The 19,924-nt window shown below is 60.9% G+C and carries 19 protein-coding genes; 11 read left to right on the top strand and 8 right to left on the bottom strand.

Going from position 1 to position 19,924, the window contains the following annotated elements:
* Positions 1-31 precede the first annotated feature (31 nt).
* Together ACW5XD_RS08345 and ACW5XD_RS08340 are read left to right on the top strand one after the other, a co-directional pair.
* Entirely contained in the window at positions 32-352 is a 321-nt protein-coding gene (locus ACW5XD_RS08345) for a DUF4377 domain-containing protein (RefSeq protein WP_456494479.1), read from the top strand.
* Positions 353-472: 120 nt separating this feature from the next.
* Complete coding sequence (locus ACW5XD_RS08340) at positions 473-967, top strand: GNAT family N-acetyltransferase (protein WP_456494528.1); 495 nt, start codon at positions 473-475, stop codon at positions 965-967.
* Positions 968-1,029: 62 nt separating this feature from the next.
* Here the strand turns inward: ACW5XD_RS08340 and fabB are convergent, their stop codons facing one another.
* Positions 1,030-2,241 (bottom strand): beta-ketoacyl-ACP synthase I, encoded by a 1,212-nt coding sequence (gene fabB / locus ACW5XD_RS08335; RefSeq protein ID WP_456494478.1) that lies wholly within the window; start codon positions 2,239-2,241, stop codon positions 1,030-1,032.
* Between the two features lie 90 nt (positions 2,242-2,331).
* Between fabB and mnmC the strand changes: the two genes are divergently transcribed.
* On the top strand, positions 2,332-4,350 hold the full coding sequence (gene mnmC / locus ACW5XD_RS08330) for a bifunctional tRNA (5-methylaminomethyl-2-thiouridine)(34)-methyltransferase MnmD/FAD-dependent 5-carboxymethylaminomethyl-2-thiouridine(34) oxidoreductase MnmC (RefSeq protein ID WP_456494477.1): 2,019 nt from the start codon (positions 2,332-2,334) through the stop codon (positions 4,348-4,350).
* Between the two features lie 88 nt (positions 4,351-4,438).
* On the opposite strand, the gene ACW5XD_RS08325 is transcribed toward mnmC, so the two are convergent.
* Entirely contained in the window at positions 4,439-5,038 is a 600-nt protein-coding gene (locus ACW5XD_RS08325) for a DUF922 domain-containing Zn-dependent protease (RefSeq protein WP_456494476.1), read from the bottom strand.
* Between the two features lie 336 nt (positions 5,039-5,374).
* Here ACW5XD_RS08325 and dcuC point away from each other — a divergent pair, with 336 nt between their 5' ends.
* From dcuC to ACW5XD_RS08300, 5 genes are all read left to right on the top strand, one after another.
* Entirely contained in the window at positions 5,375-6,727 is a 1,353-nt protein-coding gene (dcuC, locus tag ACW5XD_RS08320) for an anaerobic C4-dicarboxylate transporter DcuC (RefSeq protein WP_456494475.1), read from the top strand.
* A 147-nt stretch (positions 6,728-6,874) separates the two neighbouring features.
* Positions 6,875-8,536, top strand: coding sequence for a bifunctional metallophosphatase/5'-nucleotidase (locus tag ACW5XD_RS08315; protein WP_456494474.1), 1,662 nt, complete (start codon positions 6,875-6,877; stop codon positions 8,534-8,536).
* Between the two features lie 180 nt (positions 8,537-8,716).
* On the top strand, positions 8,717-10,360 hold the full coding sequence (locus ACW5XD_RS08310) for a hypothetical protein (RefSeq protein WP_456494473.1): 1,644 nt from the start codon (positions 8,717-8,719) through the stop codon (positions 10,358-10,360).
* Positions 10,361-10,509: 149 nt separating this feature from the next.
* On the top strand, positions 10,510-11,013 hold the full coding sequence (locus ACW5XD_RS08305; protein WP_005310875.1) for a M48 family metallopeptidase: 504 nt from the start codon (positions 10,510-10,512) through the stop codon (positions 11,011-11,013).
* Between the two features lie 82 nt (positions 11,014-11,095).
* Complete coding sequence (locus ACW5XD_RS08300) at positions 11,096-11,863, top strand: DUF2927 domain-containing protein (protein WP_456494527.1); 768 nt, start codon at positions 11,096-11,098, stop codon at positions 11,861-11,863.
* A 150-nt stretch (positions 11,864-12,013) separates the two neighbouring features.
* Here ACW5XD_RS08300 and ACW5XD_RS08295 read toward each other — a convergent pair whose 3' ends face one another.
* Entirely contained in the window at positions 12,014-12,262 is a 249-nt protein-coding gene (locus tag ACW5XD_RS08295) for a DinI family protein (RefSeq protein ID WP_021140432.1), read from the bottom strand.
* A gap of 277 nt (positions 12,263-12,539) precedes the next feature.
* Between ACW5XD_RS08295 and ACW5XD_RS08290 the strand changes: the two genes are divergently transcribed.
* Positions 12,540-12,809, top strand: coding sequence for a type B 50S ribosomal protein L31 (locus tag ACW5XD_RS08290; RefSeq protein WP_017409631.1), 270 nt, complete (start codon positions 12,540-12,542; stop codon positions 12,807-12,809).
* The gene (gene ykgO / locus ACW5XD_RS08285) at positions 12,806-12,931 is read left to right on the top strand and encodes a type B 50S ribosomal protein L36 (protein ID WP_005300174.1); all 126 of its coding nucleotides are present in this window, start codon (positions 12,806-12,808) and stop codon (positions 12,929-12,931) included. The genes ACW5XD_RS08290 and ykgO overlap by 4 nt, the downstream gene beginning before the upstream one ends.
* A gap of 50 nt (positions 12,932-12,981) precedes the next feature.
* On the opposite strand, the gene ACW5XD_RS08280 is transcribed toward ykgO, so the two are convergent.
* Positions 12,982-13,848 carry a pirin family protein gene (locus ACW5XD_RS08280; RefSeq protein WP_456494472.1) on the bottom strand — a complete coding sequence of 289 codons (867 nt, stop codon included), beginning with the start codon at positions 13,846-13,848 and terminating at the stop codon, positions 12,982-12,984.
* A 123-nt stretch (positions 13,849-13,971) separates the two neighbouring features.
* Here ACW5XD_RS08280 and ACW5XD_RS08275 point away from each other — a divergent pair, with 123 nt between their 5' ends.
* Positions 13,972-14,877 (top strand): LysR family transcriptional regulator, encoded by a 906-nt coding sequence (locus ACW5XD_RS08275; protein ID WP_456494471.1) that lies wholly within the window; start codon positions 13,972-13,974, stop codon positions 14,875-14,877.
* A gap of 95 nt (positions 14,878-14,972) precedes the next feature.
* Here the strand turns inward: ACW5XD_RS08275 and araC are convergent, their stop codons facing one another.
* From araC to ACW5XD_RS08255, 4 genes are all read right to left on the bottom strand, one after another.
* A complete protein-coding gene (gene araC, locus ACW5XD_RS08270) occupies positions 14,973-15,884 on the bottom strand; it encodes an arabinose operon transcriptional regulator AraC (protein WP_456494470.1) in 912 nt (303 codons plus the stop codon).
* A gap of 146 nt (positions 15,885-16,030) precedes the next feature.
* Positions 16,031-17,032: an L-arabinose ABC transporter permease AraH gene (araH, locus tag ACW5XD_RS08265; RefSeq protein ID WP_043556881.1), complete on the bottom strand. Its 1,002-nt coding sequence runs from the start codon at positions 17,030-17,032 to the stop codon at positions 16,031-16,033.
* A gap of 50 nt (positions 17,033-17,082) precedes the next feature.
* On the bottom strand, positions 17,083-18,579 hold the full coding sequence (gene araG, locus ACW5XD_RS08260) for an L-arabinose ABC transporter ATP-binding protein AraG (RefSeq protein ID WP_456494469.1): 1,497 nt from the start codon (positions 18,577-18,579) through the stop codon (positions 17,083-17,085).
* 74 nt (positions 18,580-18,653) lie between these two features.
* On the bottom strand, positions 18,654-19,637 hold the full coding sequence (locus ACW5XD_RS08255) for an arabinose ABC transporter substrate-binding protein (protein ID WP_456494468.1): 984 nt from the start codon (positions 19,635-19,637) through the stop codon (positions 18,654-18,656).
* Between the last annotated feature and the right edge of the window lie 287 nt (positions 19,638-19,924).

Raw genomic sequence — 19,924 nt, 5'->3', positions numbered from 1 at the left:
TAATGCCCCTTTCGATCAGAAGGAGTCCATCATGAGACCAATGTTCATCAGCGCCGCCCTGTTGCTCACCGCCTGTCAGAGCGCACCGACCCCGTCACAGGGGGAAACCCTCTACATCAACAGCCAGCTGGTCGACTGCGTCGGTGTCGGCCCCATGCAGTGCATGCAGGTTCGCAACGACGAGCAGCAGCCTTGGAGCCTGTTCTATCAGCAGATAGAAGGCTTTCAGTTTGAACCCGGCTACCAGTACCAGCTGACCGTCAGCAAGGAGCAGCTCACCAATGTGCCGGCGGACGCCTCTTCCCTGCGTTATCGCCTGATCAAGCTGGTCAGCAAGCAGGCTGCTCGTTAAGAGGCCCTTTACAAAGGGTATCGTTTGGAGATTACCGTTCAGTTCATGGTCACATTCTGGTACGCTGGCTGACGCACACCTTATTTAATCAGCGTACCCAGGCAGCGATGCCTCATGACTATGATCCAGATCCGCACTACCCGGGCCAATGACTGGCCCGCCATCATGGCCATTCAGGATGAGTGTTATCATCAGCTGGACCCTGAACCCCTCGAGGTCATGAGCAACAAGGCCGAACTGGCTCCCGACTGCTGTTGGGTAGCCGAATATCAGGGCAAGGTGCTGGGCTATCTGCTCTGCCATCCCTGGCGTGCCCACCAGCCCCCCTCCCTCTCGGTCTCCATGCAGATGCTGGCAGGGAACGACGAGTTCTATCTGCACGATCTGGCTGTATCAGCGCAGGCGCGCGGCAAGGGCATTGACCAGCGGCTGCTGGAGACCGCCCTCGCCTTTGCCAACGATGAGGGCTACACGCATGCCGGTCTGGTGGCGGTACAGGATGCGCCGGCCTTCTGGCGCAAGCAGGGCTTTGTGCCCGCCAACACCCCCAAATCGTTGGACGAGTACGGCGAGGGCGCCGTCTATATGCGGCTGCCCTTGACCGACCCCGCCTGAGGGGTGCCCGATTGCCAATAAAAAAGGCGCCTTGCGGCGCCTTTTTTCACATCATCGACTCATCAAGCCTTGAACTTGCTGAATACCAGGGATGCGTTGGTACCGCCAAAGCCGAAGCTGTTGGACATGACGGTATTGAGATCCGCCTCTTCGTACTCGCGTACGATGGGCAAACCTTCGGCCTTCTCATCCAGAGTCTCGATGTTGATGCTGGGGGCGATAAAACCATGCTCCATCATCAGCAGGGAGTAGACGGCCTCGTGCACGCCGGCGGCGCCCAGTGCATGGCCAGTCATCGCCTTGGTGGCGGAGATCTTGGGACCCTTGGTGCCAAACAGGGTCTGGATGGCTTCCAGCTCCTTGGTGTCACCAACTGGGGTAGAGGTGCCATGAGTGTTGATGTAATCCACCTTGCCAACACCCTGCATCGCCATCTTCATACAACGCACGGCGCCTTCACCGCTCGGGGCGACCATGTCGTAGCCATCGGAGGTGGCTCCGTAACCGGTCAGCTCGGCATAGATGTGAGCACCACGAGCCAGCGCATGTTCCAGCTCTTCGATCACCAGAATGCCACCACCACCGGAGATGACGAAACCATCGCGGTCTGCGTCATAGGTACGGGACGCTTTTTCCGGGGTATCGTTGTACTTGGTGGACAGGGCGCCCATGGCGTCGAACTGTATGGTGGAGGACCAGTCCAGCTCTTCACCGCCACCGGCGAAGACCACATCCTGCTTGCCCAGCTGGATCAGCTCCATGGCGTGACCGATGCAGTGAGCAGAGGTGGCGCAGGCGGAGCTGATGGAGTAGTTGACACCCTTGATCTTGAACGGTGTGGCCAGGCAAGCGGAGGTGGTGGAAGACATGGTGCGCGGCACCATGTAGGGGCCCACCCGCTTGACGCCTTTTTCGCGGGCAATATCGCAGGACTCTGAGGTGTTCTTGCCGGAGGCACCACCGGAACCGACCACCAGGCCGGTACGCTCGTTGGAGACCTGATCTTCCTGCAGACCGGCATCATCGATGGCCTGTTGCATGGAGAGATAGGCATAGGCCGCAGCGTCACCCATGAAACGCATGACTTTACGGTCGATCAGTTCAGACGGCTCGAGTTTGATGTTACCCCAGACACGGCTTCGCAGATTGTGCTGCTCGAACTGCTCGGAATAGGTGATGCCGGATTTACCTGCTTTCAGGGAGGCCAGCACTTCTTCCTTGTTGTTGCCGATACTGGAGATGACGCCGATACCGGTGATCACTGCTCTTCTCATTAATTCATCTCGTCTGGAAAAACTGGCGCCAAGTCTACCCGCTTTCGGCTGCCAAACTGGTCTGCTTTCACGTAGAATGCCCGCGTTCTTATGACGCGAGCAGAGGAAAACGTGAGTCAAACATCCTTACATCATGCCCGATTGGACTGGAATGAAGCGGGAACTCCAGTCTCCAGTGAGTTCGGGGATGTGTACTTTTCCAATGATAACGGTCTAAGTGAAACCCGCTACGTCTTTTTGCAGCAAAATCGGTTGCCAGCGCGATTTTCGCACCACGATAGTGACAGTTTCGTGATAGGTGAAACAGGTTTCGGCACAGGCCTTAACTTTCTGGCGACAATGGCCGCCTTCCTGGAACAGGCGCCCCAAACCGGCAACGACGCCCATCTGCACTTCATCAGCTTCGAGAAATACCCCCTCACCCAGCGCGATCTGAGCAAGGCGCTGGCAGCCTGGCCCGAGCTTGCTTCCTTGAGTGAGGATCTCATCGCCCAGTGGCCGCTGCCGATCCCGGGATGCCATCGCCTGCTGTTTGCCAAGGGCCGTATCCGGCTCGATCTCTGGTTTGGCGACATCAAGGATATGTTGCCGCAGGTGCCTCATGGGGAGCAAGGACTGGTGGATACCTGGTATCTGGATGGATTCGCACCGGCAAAAAATCCCGAGATGTGGACGCAAGACTTGTTCGACGGCCTCGCCCGCCTTGCTCGCCCCACCGCAACCATATCCACCTTTACCTGCGCCGGCTTTGTTCGCCGTGGCCTGATGGCAGCCGGATTTGCCATGAAGAAAGTCAAGGGCCATGGCAGCAAGTGGGCCATGCTGGTGGGTGAGCGGAGAGACAAGACACCGCAACGCACCATAGTCCCTTGGTATGCAAGACCAAACGGACGGATCGGCGAGGTACTGATCATCGGCGGTGGCATCGCCTCGGCCATGACGGCGCTCTCGCTGGTGGAGCGCGGTCGCAAGGTGACCCTGCTGTGCGAAGGCCGCGAGCTTGCCACCGGCGCCTCCGGCAACCGGCAGGGCGCGCTCTATCCTTTGCTCAATGGCGAGCACGATGCGCTGTCGCGCTTCTATTCACTGGCCTTTGGCTATGCGCGCCAGCGGTTGCTGGCGCTGGCCGAGCACCATCCCATCGCCTTTGAGTTGTGCGGTGTGGTACAGCTTGGCTATGACGACAAATCCACCGCCAAGCTCATCAAGATGAATCAGGGCGCCTTCCCGCCCGAGCTGATGCACGCTCTTTCGATCACAGAAGCCAAACGCGAATGCGGTCTGCCCTCGGGTCATGCAGGGGTCAGTTATCCGCTGGGAGGCTGGCTCTGTCCGGCCGATTTCACCCGCGCGGCCATCAAGGAGGCGCAGGCCAGCGGCCTGCTGCAGGTCGAATACGGCGCCCCCATCACGACCATTGATGAGCGAGCGGATGGCTGGCGGGTGGAGAGCGACACGGGCCGTCAGTGGCAGGCACCCACCCTGGTGGTGGCCGCCGGTCACCAGCTGCCCGCCCTGATCCCCTTTGCCGAGCTGCCGCTCTATCCGGTGCGCGGCCAGGTGAGCCATGTACCAACCACCACCCCCCTGAGCCAGCTCAAGACGGTGCTCTGTTACGATGGCTACCTCACCCCGGCCCACCACGGCCAGCACTGCATCGGGGCCAGCTATGGCCGCAACCAGAGCACCCTCGCATTCAGTGCCGAAGAGCAGGCTCAGAACCAGGCGCGGCTGCAAGCCTGCCTGCCGCAGCAGACCTGGCCAGCCGAAGTCGATATCAGTGGCAATGAGGCGCGGGTGGGCGTGCGCTGTGCCAGCCGGGATCATCTGCCGGTGGTGGGGCCAATCGCCAGATTGGCAAGCCTGACGGATCACTACGCCCAGCTTCAGCGTGATCAACAAAACGCAGCGCCGCTGCCGCTGCATCCCGGTCTGTATGTGCTGGGGGCGCTGGGCTCGCGGGGCCTTTGCTCGGCGCCGCTCTGCGGCGAGCTGCTGGCCAGCGAAATTTGTGGCGATCCCCTGCCTCTGCCCGTCGATCTGCTGGAAGCGCTCCATCCGGCGCGCTACTGGGTGCGCAAGTTGCTCAAGGGCAAACCCCTCAACTGACCGCCAGCCCGGTTGGCGACGCCACTCTAATAAAAACGGGCTCCCCATCGGGAGCCCGTTTTTATCTCTGGCAATGCTGGCCGACGTGCTAGATGCCCTTGGGCCAGATCAGCCCCAGTTTGCGACCGTGATCCGTCTGCTGCTGCAACCGGGCGAAACGATCGCGCGAGCTGGCCAGCACCCCCTGCCCCTGTTGCCAGGCTTGATATTGCAGGGCGGCGCAATTGCGCTCCACCGGCAGTTGTGCCAACTGGATGCCAAGCTGGCTGACGCTCTCCAGCAAGATGTCCTTGTGGCGGCTCTCGTAATCGAACATGGCGGCCACCAGCTTGTCCCACTTCTGACGCTCGGCGGCGGTGGCTTTGGCTTTGTCCATCCAGTTTGGCACCATCACCTTGATCCGGGTGGTGACCCTGACCTGCTCCAGCGCACAGCGATCGGCCTCGGGGCGGGTCTGCAACTGCCAGGAAAGTTGGTAGCTGGCCATGCCGATATGGCCTCTGGCCTGGGCCTTTCCCTGTTTTACTATCTGGCGGGCTACGCTGGCGACATCCGCGCCAAAAACCCGGTAAAACTGAAAGTCGACCTTGATGTCAGGCTCGACCTTGATACCGGTATAACGGGAACTTTCGGCCCCTGCCGTGGCGGCATACAGCAAGGCTGCCACCATGAAAACTTTGCTGACCATTCCCATTTCTGCTGCCTTGACCTCGTTGATGACCGGGGTGTTATTTTAATTAATAATCAACGTATTAATACTCGAAGCAGGAGATTAACCGCGATCCCCGCGACTGTCACCTACTCCCGTCACAAAGCCTAAGTGTCAGGTTGACAAGTCGCAACCCCGCGCCTTCATTGATTTGCAAGCAAGATCACAAGTGATGATGGACATCATGGTGGCTTAATCCTTATTGGATAATAATCGCCGAGTTTTATGTTGATACAGTTCGTCATTGGCCAGATTAACCCCCAAGTTGACGCCAAAAATGTATCCACCCTCATTTCGTACTCAGGAACTCACTCTATGATGGAACTCCTTATTGGCACCCTGGTCACTCTGGCCGTGGGTCGCTACATCTTCAAGGGCTACTCGGCCACCGGGGTGCTGCTCAGTGGCGGTCTGCTGCTGCTGACCATTACCGCCCTGATGGGCAAAGCCGTACTGCCTGCCAGCGTCACCTCCACCGGTCATGTGGCCACCGACGTCTTTGAATATGTGCGCTTCCTGCTGGTGGATCGTGGTGGTGGCCTTGGCATGCTGATCATGGTGCTGTGCGGCTTCGCCGGTTACATGAGCCACATTGGCGCCAACACCATACTGGTGAAGCTGGCCAGCAAGCCGCTCGGCATCATCAAGTCCCCCTACATACTGCTGGTCGCCGCCTATCTGGTGGCCTGCGCCATGTCGCTGGCGGTGAGTTCGGCAACCGGCCTCGGCGTGCTGCTGATGGCCACCCTGTTCCCGCTGATGGTCAACATGGGCATCTCCCGTGGCGCGGCGGCGGCGGTGTGCGCCTCCCCGGCAGCCATCATTCTGGCGCCCACCTCCGGGGATGTGGTGATGGCCGCCCAGGCCGCCAACATGGAGCTGCTCGACTTTGCCTTCAAGCTGACCCTGCCCATCTCGCTGGTGGCCATCGCCGCCATGGCGGTGACCCACTTCTTCTGGCAGCGCTATCTGGATCAGAAATCGGGCGAGCACAACGAGCCTGTCGCCCCGAGCGATCTCATCACGGACGCCCCCGGCTTCTACGCCATACTGCCGTTCACCCCCATCATAGGCGTGCTGCTGTTTGACGGAAAACTGGGTCCCAAGCTCGACATAGTGACCATCATCGTCATCTGTCTGGTGCTGGCTGCCCTGCTGGAACTGCTGCGCAAGCGCGATGGCAAGGCGTTGCTCGACGGTCTGCAGGTGTGCTGGCGTAGCATGGCTGACGCCTTTGCCGGCGTGGTCATGCTGCTGGTGGGTGCCGGTGTGTTTGCCCAGGGTCTGATGGGGCTCGGCTTCATCGCCAACCTCCTGGATCTGGCACAGAGCTTTGGCACCGGCGGCATCGTCATCATGCTGGTACTGGTGGTCATCACCACCCTGGCCGCCTTTACCACGGGTTCCGGCAACGCCCCCTTCTACGCCTTCGTGGAGCTGATCCCGCATCTGGCCACCAGCCTCGGCGTCAATCCCGCCTATCTGGTCATCCCCATGCTGCAGGCCTCCAACCTGGGTCGTACCATATCCCCGGTTTCCGGCGTGGTGGTCGCCTGTGCGGGCATGGGCAATCTCTCCCCGTTCGAGGTGGTCAAGCGCACCTCGGTGCCGGTTGCCGTCGGCCTGGTAGTGGTGATCCTCGCCACCCAGATCATGGTCCCCGCCTGACATTCGACCTGAACCTGCGGGGGAGCCTGACCCGGGCCCCCGCCTGATTTGGCGCTTTCCTCACCAGCCCGGCGTCCTGCCGGGCTGGTATCTTCCCCCGAGCTTGGAGTAGACTCTGGGCTCTTTTTTTCTCTAAGGAGGACCGAAATGAGTATTACGGTTCAACTTGCCCATTTCAGTGACTGCCACTCCCATTTCGATGGCGCGCCCATGCGCTTCTCCCCCGTTGGCGAGTCCGAGTGGCGCACCCAGTGTGGCGGCTATGCCCGCATCCTTTCCCGGCTCACCGCCCTGCGTCAGCAGGCTGACGCGGCGGGTCAGACCTGCCTGTTCCTGCACGGCGGCGACACCTTCCAGGGCTCGCTCTATTTCAACCGTTTCAAGGGGCGAGCCAACGCCGATCTGCTGAGCCTGCTGCAACCGGATGCCATGGTGATCGGCAATCACGAGTTCGATCTGGGCAACGGTCCTCTGGTGGAGTTTTTGCGCCAGCTCGACTTCCCAGTGCTGGCAGCCAATCTGGACAGCAGTCAGGAACCGGCCGATACCCCGTTGCGACTGAGGGGTCTGCCCATGCTGCATGATGCCAGCCGCCCTTGGCACAAGCGCATCATAAACGGAGTACCCTTCGCCCTGCTCGGCATCACGCTGCCGCAGATGGCCGCCATCGCCAACCCGGACGCCTGTACCCATTTTCACGGCATCGAGGAGACGCTGGTCGCCGCGATCAGCGACATCAAGGCCGAAGGCATCCACCACATCATCTTGCTGAGCCACCTGGGACTGGAGCAGGACAAGCGTCTGGCGGCCCGCTTTCCCGAACTCAGCCTCATCATAGGCGGCCACACCCACAGTCAGCTGGGGGATCTGGCTCCGCTCGGGCTCGAGAGCGACGGCAGCTATCCGCTGATGGTAAACGACGTCGCCATATTGCACGCGGCCCACAGCGCCCTCTGCCTCGGGGTATGCGAGCTGGAATTTGACGCAGGCGGCCGGGTGCGGCGCAGCCAGGGCCAGCTGGAGTGGTTGCCTTGGCAACCCTGGCCGTTTGACTCTGAGCCGCCCGCCGGACTGCACTTCTGCGAGCCGGCTCCCGCACTTGAGCTGCATCTGGCCAAGCGCTACCGGCCCGAGCTCGAGACAATGACCCAGCGCATCGTGACCCGGCTCGCCGGGCCGCTGCACCATCAGCGCCTGCCCGATGCCAATTTGCTCGCCGGCAGCCAGGTTGCCCCCCTGGTAGCCCACGCCATGCTGACCGGCGCCCGCGAGCAGGTCGGTCAGGTGGATTTCGCCCTGCACAACGCGGGGGGGGTGCGCTGCTCCCTCGAACCCGGCCCCTTGAGCGAGGCGGACATCGCCGGTCGCCTGCTGCCGTTCGCCATTCCGCTCACCCTCTATCGGGTGCACGGCCATGAACTGGCAGAAGCACTGGAAGGAGCCATCGACAACGCCACCAACAACGGCGTGACGGGCAATGGCAGCGGCAGCTTCCCTTATACTGCCGGGGTTCGTTTCAGCTACCAGGCAGACAAGCCCAAGGGGGCCAGGATCACCCGGCTGGAGTGGGAGGCAAGCCCAGGTCAGTGGCAGCCGGTCGAGGCAGATGCCATCTATCGGGGGGTATCAAGCGCCTATACCGCCTCCGGCAAGGAGGGCTACACGGCGCTGGCCCGCACCCTGACCCAGCACAATCAGGAGCTCGGCATCACGCTGGCCGATGCTTTCATCCGCTGGGCCCGCTATCTGCCCGAGCTGAGTGTCATGCCGCCGCTGCTGGCGTATCAGGGCCCTGGCATCGTGTCGTGACCCTTGGGGGACTCAGGCCACCGCTTCTGCCGCGTTTGTCATAAAAAGTGCCGCTTTTCTTGCCAGAAGGCGGCACTTTTGCAAATTATTTCCAGCTCATCTCCCTCGCCCATTGCATAGCGCAGTCAGGCTCGGCAAGATAGGCCCGCTTTCAGACTTCCCAGCAGGAACAGGTCACCCATGAATCATGTCATCCGTTTTACTCCTCCTCGTGTCAATCCGGGCCTTAGGCCACTGGTGATCCTGCTCACCGGTCTGCTGGCCTTGCTGTTTTGCCTGCGCAACCCGCTGTTTCATGGCATGGCCCCCGGCTTCGATGCATCATTGTTCGCTGTCATGGGCAAGATGTGGAGTGAGGGGGGCGTGCTTTACCGGGACATGATCGACATCAAGGGCCCCATGATATTTGCCCTCGATGCACTCGGTTACAACCTGGCCGGCTTCTTCGGGATCTGGCTGCTGGAGTGGGCGCTCTGCTGGCTCGGTCTGCTGGCCAGCTGGCAGGCATTCGGCCAGCTCGGCCTCTCGCTGCGCGCCCGCCTCGGCACCATGCTGGCGGTACTGGCGCTCTACAGCACCCGTTATTACTACGGCAACATGACCGAGGACTGGACCTTCCATCTGGCCCTCCTCGCCCAATGGGCCTTCATCACCATGCTGCTGGACAAGCGATTCAGTTGGGGACCGGCCCTAGTGGCGGCGCTGACCTTCGCCATCGTGGCCTGGATGCGCACCAACAACGGCGCCTTCTGGGGCGCCTGGTATCTGGTGCTGTTCTGCCACTGGTGCCTGCGCGAACAGTGGCGCTGCGCCTTCGCTCTGCTCTTCTCCAGCCTGCTGGGACTGGCCCTGATAGGCGGCCCCCTGTTCGCCTACTTCCAGCACTACAACCTGCTGGCCGAATTCAAGTATTACGCCTTCGACATCTTCTTCGAGGGCAGTTACGGCAACGGCTTCTCGCCGGATGTGGGCAGTGTCGGCCTGCTGCGCACCGGCCTCATCATGCTGCTGCCCGCCTTCATCATACTGATGATGGGCCGGCGGCAAGAGTGGTATCTGCCCGCCCTGTGCGCCACCCTGTTTGGCGTGGTGTTTACCCTGATCGCCAACTCCGTCTCCGGTCATGTGTTCGATCACTACGACGTGCTCTATCTGCCGCTGGCCCTGCTGCCACTCGCCTGCCTGCTGGATCGCAGCGAACAGCAGGCCGATGGCCTCGGCCTGCTCTGCATCTCGCTGGTGGTGCTGACCGCCAGCTGGCTGCTGGCCCAACAGCTCGGTTACGGCTGGAGCACCAAGGAGTGGTCGCTGGAGCGGGTACGGGAAGTGCTCGGCAACAGCCTGCTGTGGGCCCTGCCAGTGCTGATCCTGGTACCCCTGTGGCGCGCTTGGGATGTACGCAGTGCCACCCCCTGGCTCGCCTCGCTGGCCATGCTGGCCCTGCTGCTCAACAACGCCTGGGAAGGCAGCCTGAAGGGCAGGCCGTTCAACCCGCCGGCCCAGGTGCGGGTCGATCGGATCAAGGCCGAAACCGGCCCGACCGACAAGATTTGGGTCGATGGCATACAGCCGCAATATTATCTGTGGACCGATCGCCAGCCGGCCTCCGCCTACCTCTTCTTTGCCAACGTCAATCCGCCCTACGACGTGCGTGAACGTGTGCTGGCCGACATCAAGCGCCAGAGCCCCAAGTTCATCATCGCCAAGCCGGAGCGAATTGCCGACGAGCTGAAAAAACCGAGCTCCCCTTCCAGCCTCGCCTTCTATCAATATCTGGTGAGCCAGTATGAAGAGGTTGACCCGGGTCTCTATCGCAGGCGCTGATCCCGCACCATTGCCAGCAAGGGCCGTCATTGTGAGCAATGACGGCCCTTTTGCTTGGACGAACACCACCGGGAAGGGAGCAAGCCCTACCCAAGCCGACGCGGGATGACTACAATGGCGCTCTTTTTGGATGTGACGAGTGACAAACCATGGTGGAACTGACCTATCTCGGGGGCTACCCGGACCCGCTCAAGGCCCAGGTACAACAGCTGATCGCGGCCGGCAAGCTGGGCGACATGCTGGAAAAACGCTACCCGGACAGCCACCTGATCCAGAGTGACAAGGCGCTGCTGGGTTACACCATGGAGTTGAAGAACCGCTATCTGAAAAGCTCGGCGCCGCTGTCCAAGGTGATCTTCGATGGCAAGATCAACGTGATCAAGGATGCCCTCGGCCTGCACACCTATGTCAGTCGGGTGCAGGGCAACAAGCTCAAGGCCAAGAACGAGATCCGCATCGCCGCCCTGTTCAAGGAGGCTCACCCCGCCTTCCTGAAGATGATAGTGGTGCACGAGCTGGCCCACCTGAAGGAGAAGGATCACAACAAGGCCTTCTACCAGCTCTGTCAGCACATGGAGCCAGACTATCATCAACTGGAGTTTGATCTCAGGCTCTGGCTCACCTGGCGCGATCTTGAGCGCGCCGCGCGCTGATCGATTGCCGTTTCAAGGAGGAAACATGGGCCCATTGCGCCATCCGCTGTCGCCCCCTGTTCGCACATTCAAGGGCTGCTTGATGGGTGTGTGGGGCCTGGTGATGCTGCTTCCGCCGCTTCCCCTGCTCGCCACCGAACGCTGGCAGAGCGATGCTTATCTGACACAGAGCTTCTTCGAAATCGCCATGAAACGGGAATATGGCCACGAGCAGGGAGTACGCTTCTCCCGCTGGCAGCAACCCATTCGTCTCAAACTCATCAACGAATTTGGCGACAAGCCGCTGCAGGCCGAGGTGGTCAAGATCCAGAGCCAGCATCTGGCCAGCATCATGGGTCGTCCCATCTCGCTGGTGAACGACAAAGCCAACATCACCCTGATCATGACCCAGCGCTCGCAGATGGCGAGCTGGGCCAGCCGGACCATGGGCCAGGATGCCTCCATCAAGACGGCGCTCAAGGAGGGGCTGTGCATGGCCAATTTCGCCACCAATGCCCGCCATGAGATAGCCCGCGCCACCATCATCATTCCGGTGGATTACAGCCGGGCCAAGGGGCGTTTTCTCGATTGCGTGGTGGAGGAGCTCACTCAGGTGATGGGCCTCCCCAACGACTCGGACAAGGTATTTCCCTCCATCTTCAACGACAACAGCATCGACAGCTTCCCGACCGGGCTCGACTATGTGCTGCTCAAGCTCGCCTATCACCCCGACCTGCATGCCGGCATGACGGCCACCGAGGTGCGCGCCGCCCTGCCCGAGGCCATCAAGGCGCTGCGCGCCAATGGCGACATCGCCCAGGCCGATCAGCGAGTGCAGGTCAACAGCCTCAAACGCTGGGCTGGGTTGTAAGGCGCAGACTCCCCCCTTCCTGCACGCATGAACAGGCCAATCCCCGAGTAGTCAGAAACGAAAAACGCAGCTCATGGCTGCGTTTTTTTTGATCCGGATTGAGTCTTGCTGGCACCTGCCATACACGACTCACGCGGCTGCCAGAGAGCCTCAGGAGGCGGCGTTTTCCGGCATCCAGCTGTCGGCGTTCTCCCACACCTCCTGCACCATGGCCTCTGCCAGCTCCTTGTCTTCCTTGCTGGCACGGCTGACCGTCATCGCCATGGCGCCGCCCGGCGCGACCCGCACATGCAGGTCGGGGAATTTCTCGCCCAACTGCTTGAGCAACTCCTGACGCAGCGCCTCCATGGTGGTGGTAGGGATCTGATGTTTCTTGTCGATGATGATTTCCAGACGCATAGGATAAGTCTCCATGATTTATACCTGTATTTTTATACAGTAAAAATCAAAAGTAAAGGGGGCATTATCTGCTTCCCCAGACAGGCCTTCAATCAAAGTCGCAGCGACACGGCAGATAACCGGGTTTCCCCGCTCCCCGGCAGTGCATGCCAGCCGGTTTTGCCTCTATGCCAGCCCGGACCCTCAGTGTCATTCCAAAAATTTGTTGATATTCATTCTCAACAGGAGCATGATTTAATTGTTATAAGATAACATATCAATTCATCGAGCGAGTATCATGCGTCCCGACATACACCCCGAGTACCGCCAGGTGCTGTTCCACGACCTGACCGCCAATACCTATTTTCTGGTGGGCTCCACCCTCAAGACAGATCGCACCAAATTGTGGGAAGACGGTAACACCTATCCCTATGTGACCCTGGATGTCTCCAGCGCATCACACCCCTTCTACACCGGCAAGCAGAAGCAGGTCAGCAAGGAAGGTCAGGTCGCCCGCTTCGGCCAGCGTTTTGGCCAATTCTTCAACAAAGGAAAAGACAAGTCATGAAAGTGCTCTCCTCCCTGAAATCAGCCAAGTCGCGCCACCCGGATTGCCAGATTGTCCGCCGCCGCGGCAAGCTGTTCGTTATCTGCAAGAGCAACCCCAGATTCAAGGCTCGCCAGCGCTGACCCATGGCGCAATAAAAACAAGGCCCTCATGCGAGGGCCTTGTTAATTGATCACTCCGGCATCAGGCCAAATCTGCCGCTGTTGAAGTCATCGATGGCCTGCACTATCTCCTCATGGCTGTTCATCACGAAGGGACCGTGACCCACTATGGGCTCCTCGATGGGCTCACCGCTGAGCAGCAGCACCACGGCCTCGCTGTTTGCCTCGATCATGACCTGCCGTCCGGCCCTGTCCAGCACCACCATCTGCGCCTCCCGGGCGATGGCACTGCCGTTGACCTGCACAGTCCCCTTCAACACGACAAGCGCGCCGGTCCAGCCTTCGGGCAACTCGAGTGTGCTGACGCTACCCTGCACCAGCCGCAGATCCCAGACATACAGCGGACTGAAGGTACGAGCCGGGCCGCTGTGCCCCTCAAACTCCCCGGCGATGACCCGTACCAAGCCCGCGCCGCTGGCCAGTGTCACCGTTGGAATGTCGCGATCGAAGATGGCCTGATAGCCGGGCGGCGTCATTTTGTGCCAGCTGGGCAGGTTCACCCACAGCTGCACCATCTCGAGCTCACCGCCCGACTCGCTGAAGGCCGGTGCGTGAAACTCCTCGTGCAGGATGCCGGCACCGGCGGTCATCCACTGCACATCGCCGGGGCCAATCACGCCGCCCTGACCGGTCGAATCCCGGTGCGCCACTTCGCCCTTGTAGACGATGGTCACCGTCTCGAAGCCGCGATGGGGATGCTGACCCACGCCGCGCGGCTGGCTGGTCGGCGTGAAATTGGCCGGGCCGGCATAGTCGAGCAGCAGGAAGGGACTCAGCTGCTTGCCGTGGCTGCTGTACGAAAAGAGGGAGCGTACGGGAAAGCCGTCGCCTACCCAGTGAGGACGGGGGGCGCTGTAGACGCCGAGGATCTTTTTCATCTGTCGCTCCTGACATATCCGGTGGAATTGAACACTGGAGACAGCATAGTTTCGAGACGAACAGGTGGATAGACTGCTAAATTGGGCATCAGCGTCCTATTTTTGGAACGATGAGAGCACCCTATGCAGGATCTGAACGACCTCTACTACTTCGTCCAGGCGGTGGATCACGGCGGCTTTGCCCCCGCCGGACGGGCCATCGGTATGCCGAAATCCCGGCTCAGCCGCCGCATAGCACTGCTCGAAGAGCGGCTCGGCGTGCGCCTGATCCAGCGCTCGACTCGCCAATTCGCTGTGACCGAGCTGGGCCGCACCTATTACGAGCACTGCAAGGCGATGCTGGTGGAAGCCGAGGCAGCGCAAACCGCCATCGAGGTGACCCGCGCCGAGCCCTGCGGCCTGATCCGCCTGAGCTGCCCCATCGCCTTGCTGCACACCCATGTCGGCCCCATGCTGGCGGATTTCATGGCGCACCATCCGCAGGTCAGCGTGCAGCTGGAGGGAACAAACCGGCGGGTGGATCTCATCGCAGAAGGGGTGGATGTGGCGATCCGGGTCAGGCCGCCGCCGCTGCAAGACAGCGAGCTGGTGATAAGGGTGCTGGCGGATCGCAGGCAGTGCTTGGTGGCGAGCCCGGCACTCATAGCACAACATGGGTTTCCCGCCACCCCTTCCGAGCTGAACGGCTGGCCCAGCATGCGGTTGGGCACCTTGCAGCAGAGCCATCACTGGTCGCTGTTCGGGCCGGATGATGCCCATGCCAGTATCGTCCACCAGCCCCGTTTCGTGACCACAGACATGGTGGCACTGCGCAGCGCCGCCCTGGCCGGGGTCGGCGTGGCCCAGTTGCCGCTATTGATGGTGCGGGAACAGCTGGCCGCCGGTGAGCTGGTGCAAGTGGTGCCCGAATGGGAGCCAAGGCCCGAGATCATCCACGCCGTCTTCCCCTCCCGGCGCGGCCTGCTCCCCTCGGTGCGGGCGCTGATCGACTATCTGGTGAAGCGCTTCGCCGCCATTGATGAGGAGTGACGGAACGGGAAGCACCACCTCATCCCCCGACGGCCGCACCGTTATGCGGCTGTAGTTCATGAGGCGAAACGGTCAGCACCATCAAGCAAAGGTCGTCACAGCGGGGTGGCGCATTTGCGGTATTCGGTGGGACTGACCCCCACCCGCTTTCGAAACACCCGCGAGAAGTAGAGCTGATCGTCATATCCCACCTGCTGACCTATGGTGGCCACCGACATGGGAGTGGTCTGCAGCAGCAGCTTGGCTCGCATGATCCGTTGATCCTCGCGCCAGCGCACTATGCTCACCCCCACCTGCTCGCGAAACAGGTGCGCCAGCCGTGAGGGGGACAAGAACACCTGCTCCGCCAGCGCCTCCACCGAGATCTCGGCGCAGAGCGATTCACTTAAGATCTGGCACGCCTGGTGAACCCTGTGGTCGATGGTGGGGTAGGCACTGAGGGATGAGGCCTCGTAGCAGCGAATGAGCAGCCGCTCCAGCAGGTTCATGGCCAGCTGTTCCGACATGGGTCTGAGCTGCTGATGGGTCTCTTCGATATCGAGGAACAGGGCGTCAAATTCGGCGAGCAACTGGTTGTCCGCCAGTTGCAGACGTCCCACCCGCTCCGTCACCTGCGGCCACTTGAGCCAGTCGGCCCAATAGGCCCGCGGCCGGAAATAGACCCAGCGGTGATACCACTCCCGTGCATCCGGCGCCCGGCCGTAATAGTGCACGGCCGCCGGCGGGAACAGCAGCAGGTCACCGGGCTCCACGGTGAAGGCCTGATCCCCCTGAAAGATCTGCCCCTTGCCCCTGATGGTCAGATTGACGATAAAGCCCTTCATGCCCAGGGGGCGGTCGATGATGAAGTCGAGTGCACTCCCCTGCTCTATGGGGGTCATGCCCGAGACCAGGAAGACGTCGAAGGCATAGCCCGGCAACAGGGGGTTGAGTTGTTTCGGTTTCTCTTTTTGCATCGAGGACATGGCGGAAAACAGCGCTTGGGTAAAAAAATCGGCTTGGGCCATTGTAAAGACTCACCTTGGGAACGCGCTATCTGGCGGTCAGCGTCGTGTGAAATTGTTGAACTGGCTCACAATGGCATGGGCCTTGCGTCATGGGGTTACCGGCAAGCAGGCCCGCGTTCTGCGGGCCTGCATCGGTTGGAGGGAGGTCAAACGCGCGCCTTGCGTACCTGCTTGTAGCGGTCGAACAGCACGGCGGCGAGCAGGATCAGGCCACGCACCACGTACTGGGCGAAGGGGGAGATGTTGAGCAAGTTCATGGCGTTCTCCATCAGCCCCAGGATCAGCACACCGGCGATGATGTAGGAGATCTTGCCAATCCCCCCCTTCATGGAGACGCCCCCCAGCACGCAGGCGGAGATGACCACCAGCTCGAAGCCGATGGAGGTCATGGGCTGGCCCGAGGTCATGCGCGACGCGAGTATGATGCCCGCGATGGAGGCAATCAGCCCGGTCATGGTGAAGATGATGATCTTGGTGCGCACCACGTTGACTCCGGCCAGGCGCGCGGCCTCCTCGTTGCCCCCCATGGCCAGGGTGTTGCGACCGAAGGTAGTCTTGTTGAGCAGCAGCCCAAACAGCACGAAGCAGAGCGCCGTCAACCAGACCGGCGTCGGGATCCCAAGCAGGGCTGAGTTGCCGAGTTCGAAGAAGCCCTCTTCCACTATGCCGACCGCCTTGCCGTCCGAGATGATGTAGCCTACCCCCCGCGCCATCTGCATGGTGGCCAGGGTGGTGATCAGGGCGTTGATCTTGAATTTGGCCACCACTATGCCGTTGATGAGGCCAAACAGCACCCCCACCGACATGCCGGCCAGGATGCCGACCGTGATGCTCTCGGTGGCGTTGATGCCCACCGCACAGGCGACGCCCGAGCAGGCCACCACTGAGCCGACCGACATGTCGAACTCGCCGGAGGCGAGGCAGAACAGCATGCCGCAGGCCACCATGCCCGACATGGAGACGGCCAGCCCGAGCCCGCGCATGTTGATCAGGCTGGCGAAGTTGGGCACCAGCACGCAGGCCAGCAGGAACAGGATGGCGAAGATCACCAGCATGCCGTATTGATCCCAGATCCGGGCCAGTTGCACTCTGGAGCCGCTCGTCGCAGAGACGGTCGCGGCCTGACCGACAGAGGTAGTTGTTGTCATGGTATTTCTCCTGAAGTTTCCGGGTGCTATCGCGTTGCAGTCACGGGGGATTAACGGGCCGGCATGGCCAGATTGAGCGCCTTGACCTCGTCGGCCTCATGGTGGGAGAGCTCGCCGGCGATCTCCCCCTCCCGCATGACCATGATCCGATCCGCGATGCCCAGCACTTCCGGCAGCTCGCTCGAGACCACCACCACGGCGATACCCACCTTGGCCAGATCGTAAATCACGTTGTAAATCTCGTTTTTTGCCCCGACGTCGATGCCGCGGGTCGGCTCGTCGAGCAAGATCACCTTCATGTCTTCGGAGAGCCAGCGGCCCAGAATGGCCTTCTGCTGGTTGCCGCCGGAGAGGTTCATGATGGCTTGATGGGGAGACGGGGTCTTGACCCGCATGTCGCGGATCCTGAGCCTCGCGTTCTCGTCTTCCCATTTCTGGTTGATCCAGAAGCCCCCCCACGCCTTGTGGCGGCGGGCGCTGATGTTGATGTTCTCCTGCACCGAGTGGATGGGGATGATGCCGAGCGCCTTGCGGTCTTCGGTACAGAGCATGATGCCGCTGCGAATGGCGTCGATGGGGCTGCCGATGACCACCGGCTTGCCAAATACCGCTATCTCGCCGCTGTGCATCTTGTCGGCGCCGAAGATGAGCTTCATCAGCTCGCTGCGCCCGGCCCCCACCAACCCGAAGATACCGAGGATCTCCCCGCGTTTAACCTCGAACGACACCGGCGCCTTGAGCCCAGGCCCCATCAGGTGCTCCACCTTGAGGCCCGCCTCGCCAAGCGGCCTTGGGCTGTAGCCATAGATATCGGTCAGCTCGCGTCCCACCATGGTCTTGACCAGCAGATCCCGGTCTACCTCGGCCATGGAGGCGAAGGTGCGCACGAACTGGCCGTCCTTGAACACCGTGATGGCGTCGCACAGGGCGAAGATCTCGTCCATCCGGTGGGAGACGTAGAGAATGACCTTGCCCTCGTCGCGCAGCTGACGGATGACCCGAAACAGCTGCTCAATCTCGCGGGATGAGAGGCTGCTGGTCGGCTCGTCGAAGGCGATGACGCTGGCATCCCGGGTCAGCGCCTTGGCGATCTCCACCATCTGCCACTGGCCCAGCGACAGGTACTTGAGCGGCGTCTCGGGGGAGACGTCCATGCCGAGGCGCGCCAGCTGCCTGGCCGCATCCTGATAGAGTTTCTCCCGATCGATGACCCCGCGCCGGGTCGGCAGCTGGCCGAGATAGATGTTCTCGGCGATGGTCATCTCGGGCACCAGATGCAACTCCTGATAGATGATGGCGATCCCGCTCTCCAGCGCATCGACCGTGCTCTGAAATACCCGCTCCTGACCGGCCAGCTTCACCACCCCTGTGGTGGGGGCCTGAAAGCCGCTCAGGATCTTGAGCAGAGTGGATTTGCCTGCACCGTTCTCCCCCATCAGCGCGTGCACCGAGCCCTGCTGGCAGGAGAAGGAGACATTCTGCAGCGCCTTGACGCCAGGAAACTCCTTGCTGATGCCGCAAAACTCCAGATAAGGAACTTGATTCATGTGTTCACTCCAGCCAACCGGCATGACGCCACTGCGCCATGCCGGTATCGATGTCAGGGGTTGGACGGCGCCTGTCACAGACCTTTCTTCTGCAACTCGACCTTGAAGTTGTCGCGGGTGATGAGCACCACGTCTGTCACTTCGGTGAACTTGGCCGGCTCTGCGCCGTTGACGACCCAGTCATGCAGCATCTGGATGCTCTTGTAACCGTGCACGTCGGGGCTCGGCAGCAGAGAACCGAGGAAACCGGTGGCGCTGGACTTGGAGAGCTCGTTCACCGCATCCACCCCATTGATGCCGATACCGATGACGTTCGCAGCCTTGAAGCCCTGCCCTTCAGTGGCACGTACGCCGCCCAGCACCGTGTTGTCATTCATGCCGACGATGAGCCAGTTCTTCACCTCGGGGTGCTGCACCAGCATGGAGTTGGCGGCATCCAGCGCCCCTGGAATATCGTTGGCCTTGGTCGGTGAGCGGTAGATCTGGGCATCGGGGAAACCGGCGGCCTTGAGCGCGCTCAAGGAGCCCTCGACCCGGCGACGGGCGGTATCCAGCTCGTCAGCGGTGATGGCGAGTACCCCGGTCGCTTTCACGTCCCACTGGCGTTTTTGCATCTCCTTGTAGAGCTCCTGACCCTGGCGCTCGCCAATCTTGGTGGCAGCCATCATCACCAGCGGCACCTGCTCCATGGGCTGGCCCTTGGCGTTGACGAACTGGTCGTCCACCGTGATGACCTTCAGATCCATGCTGTTGGCCTTGGCCATGATGGCAGCCCCGAGCTTGGGGTCAGGGGTACAGATAACGAAGCCCTTGGCGCCGTTGGCTGCCAGGCTGTCGATGGCATTGAGGGTCTTCTCGCCATCGGGGACGGCGATCTTGATCACCTCGAAACCGAGATCCTTGCCCGCCTTGTCGGCGAAGTTCCATTCGGTCTGGAACCAGGGCTCCTCCGGCTGTTTGACCAGATAACCCAGCTTCAGCGCCTCGGCCGAGAAAGCAGAATTTGCCATACCAAGGGCAAATCCCATTGCGATCATGCTTTTAACGATTTTGTTCATGCGAGTGTCTCCAGGTGTTCTATCAATCCATGTATCCATGAAGCGCGGCCATCGGGTCCATTCCTCAAGCTGCCACATAAAAACATGTCCAAACATGACGTTATTGTTGTTGCTAGTTGAGCGAACCAAGTTGTAATCGTTTTCACAACAAAAAATGGAGAGCAGGATCACGCCATGAAATTGCAGCTATTTTGTCTATGTTTTCAGCAAAAAAGTCATATTCGGGATCCTGGACAGCCGTCACCCTCTTGCGCTGACAGCGTTTAAATCCATATTTCCAGCAGCCA

Source organism: Aeromonas enterica (assembly GCF_054052465.1).
The sequence above is the reverse complement of the archived record's forward strand: the minus strand, read 5'-3'. Positions and strand labels throughout refer to the sequence as shown.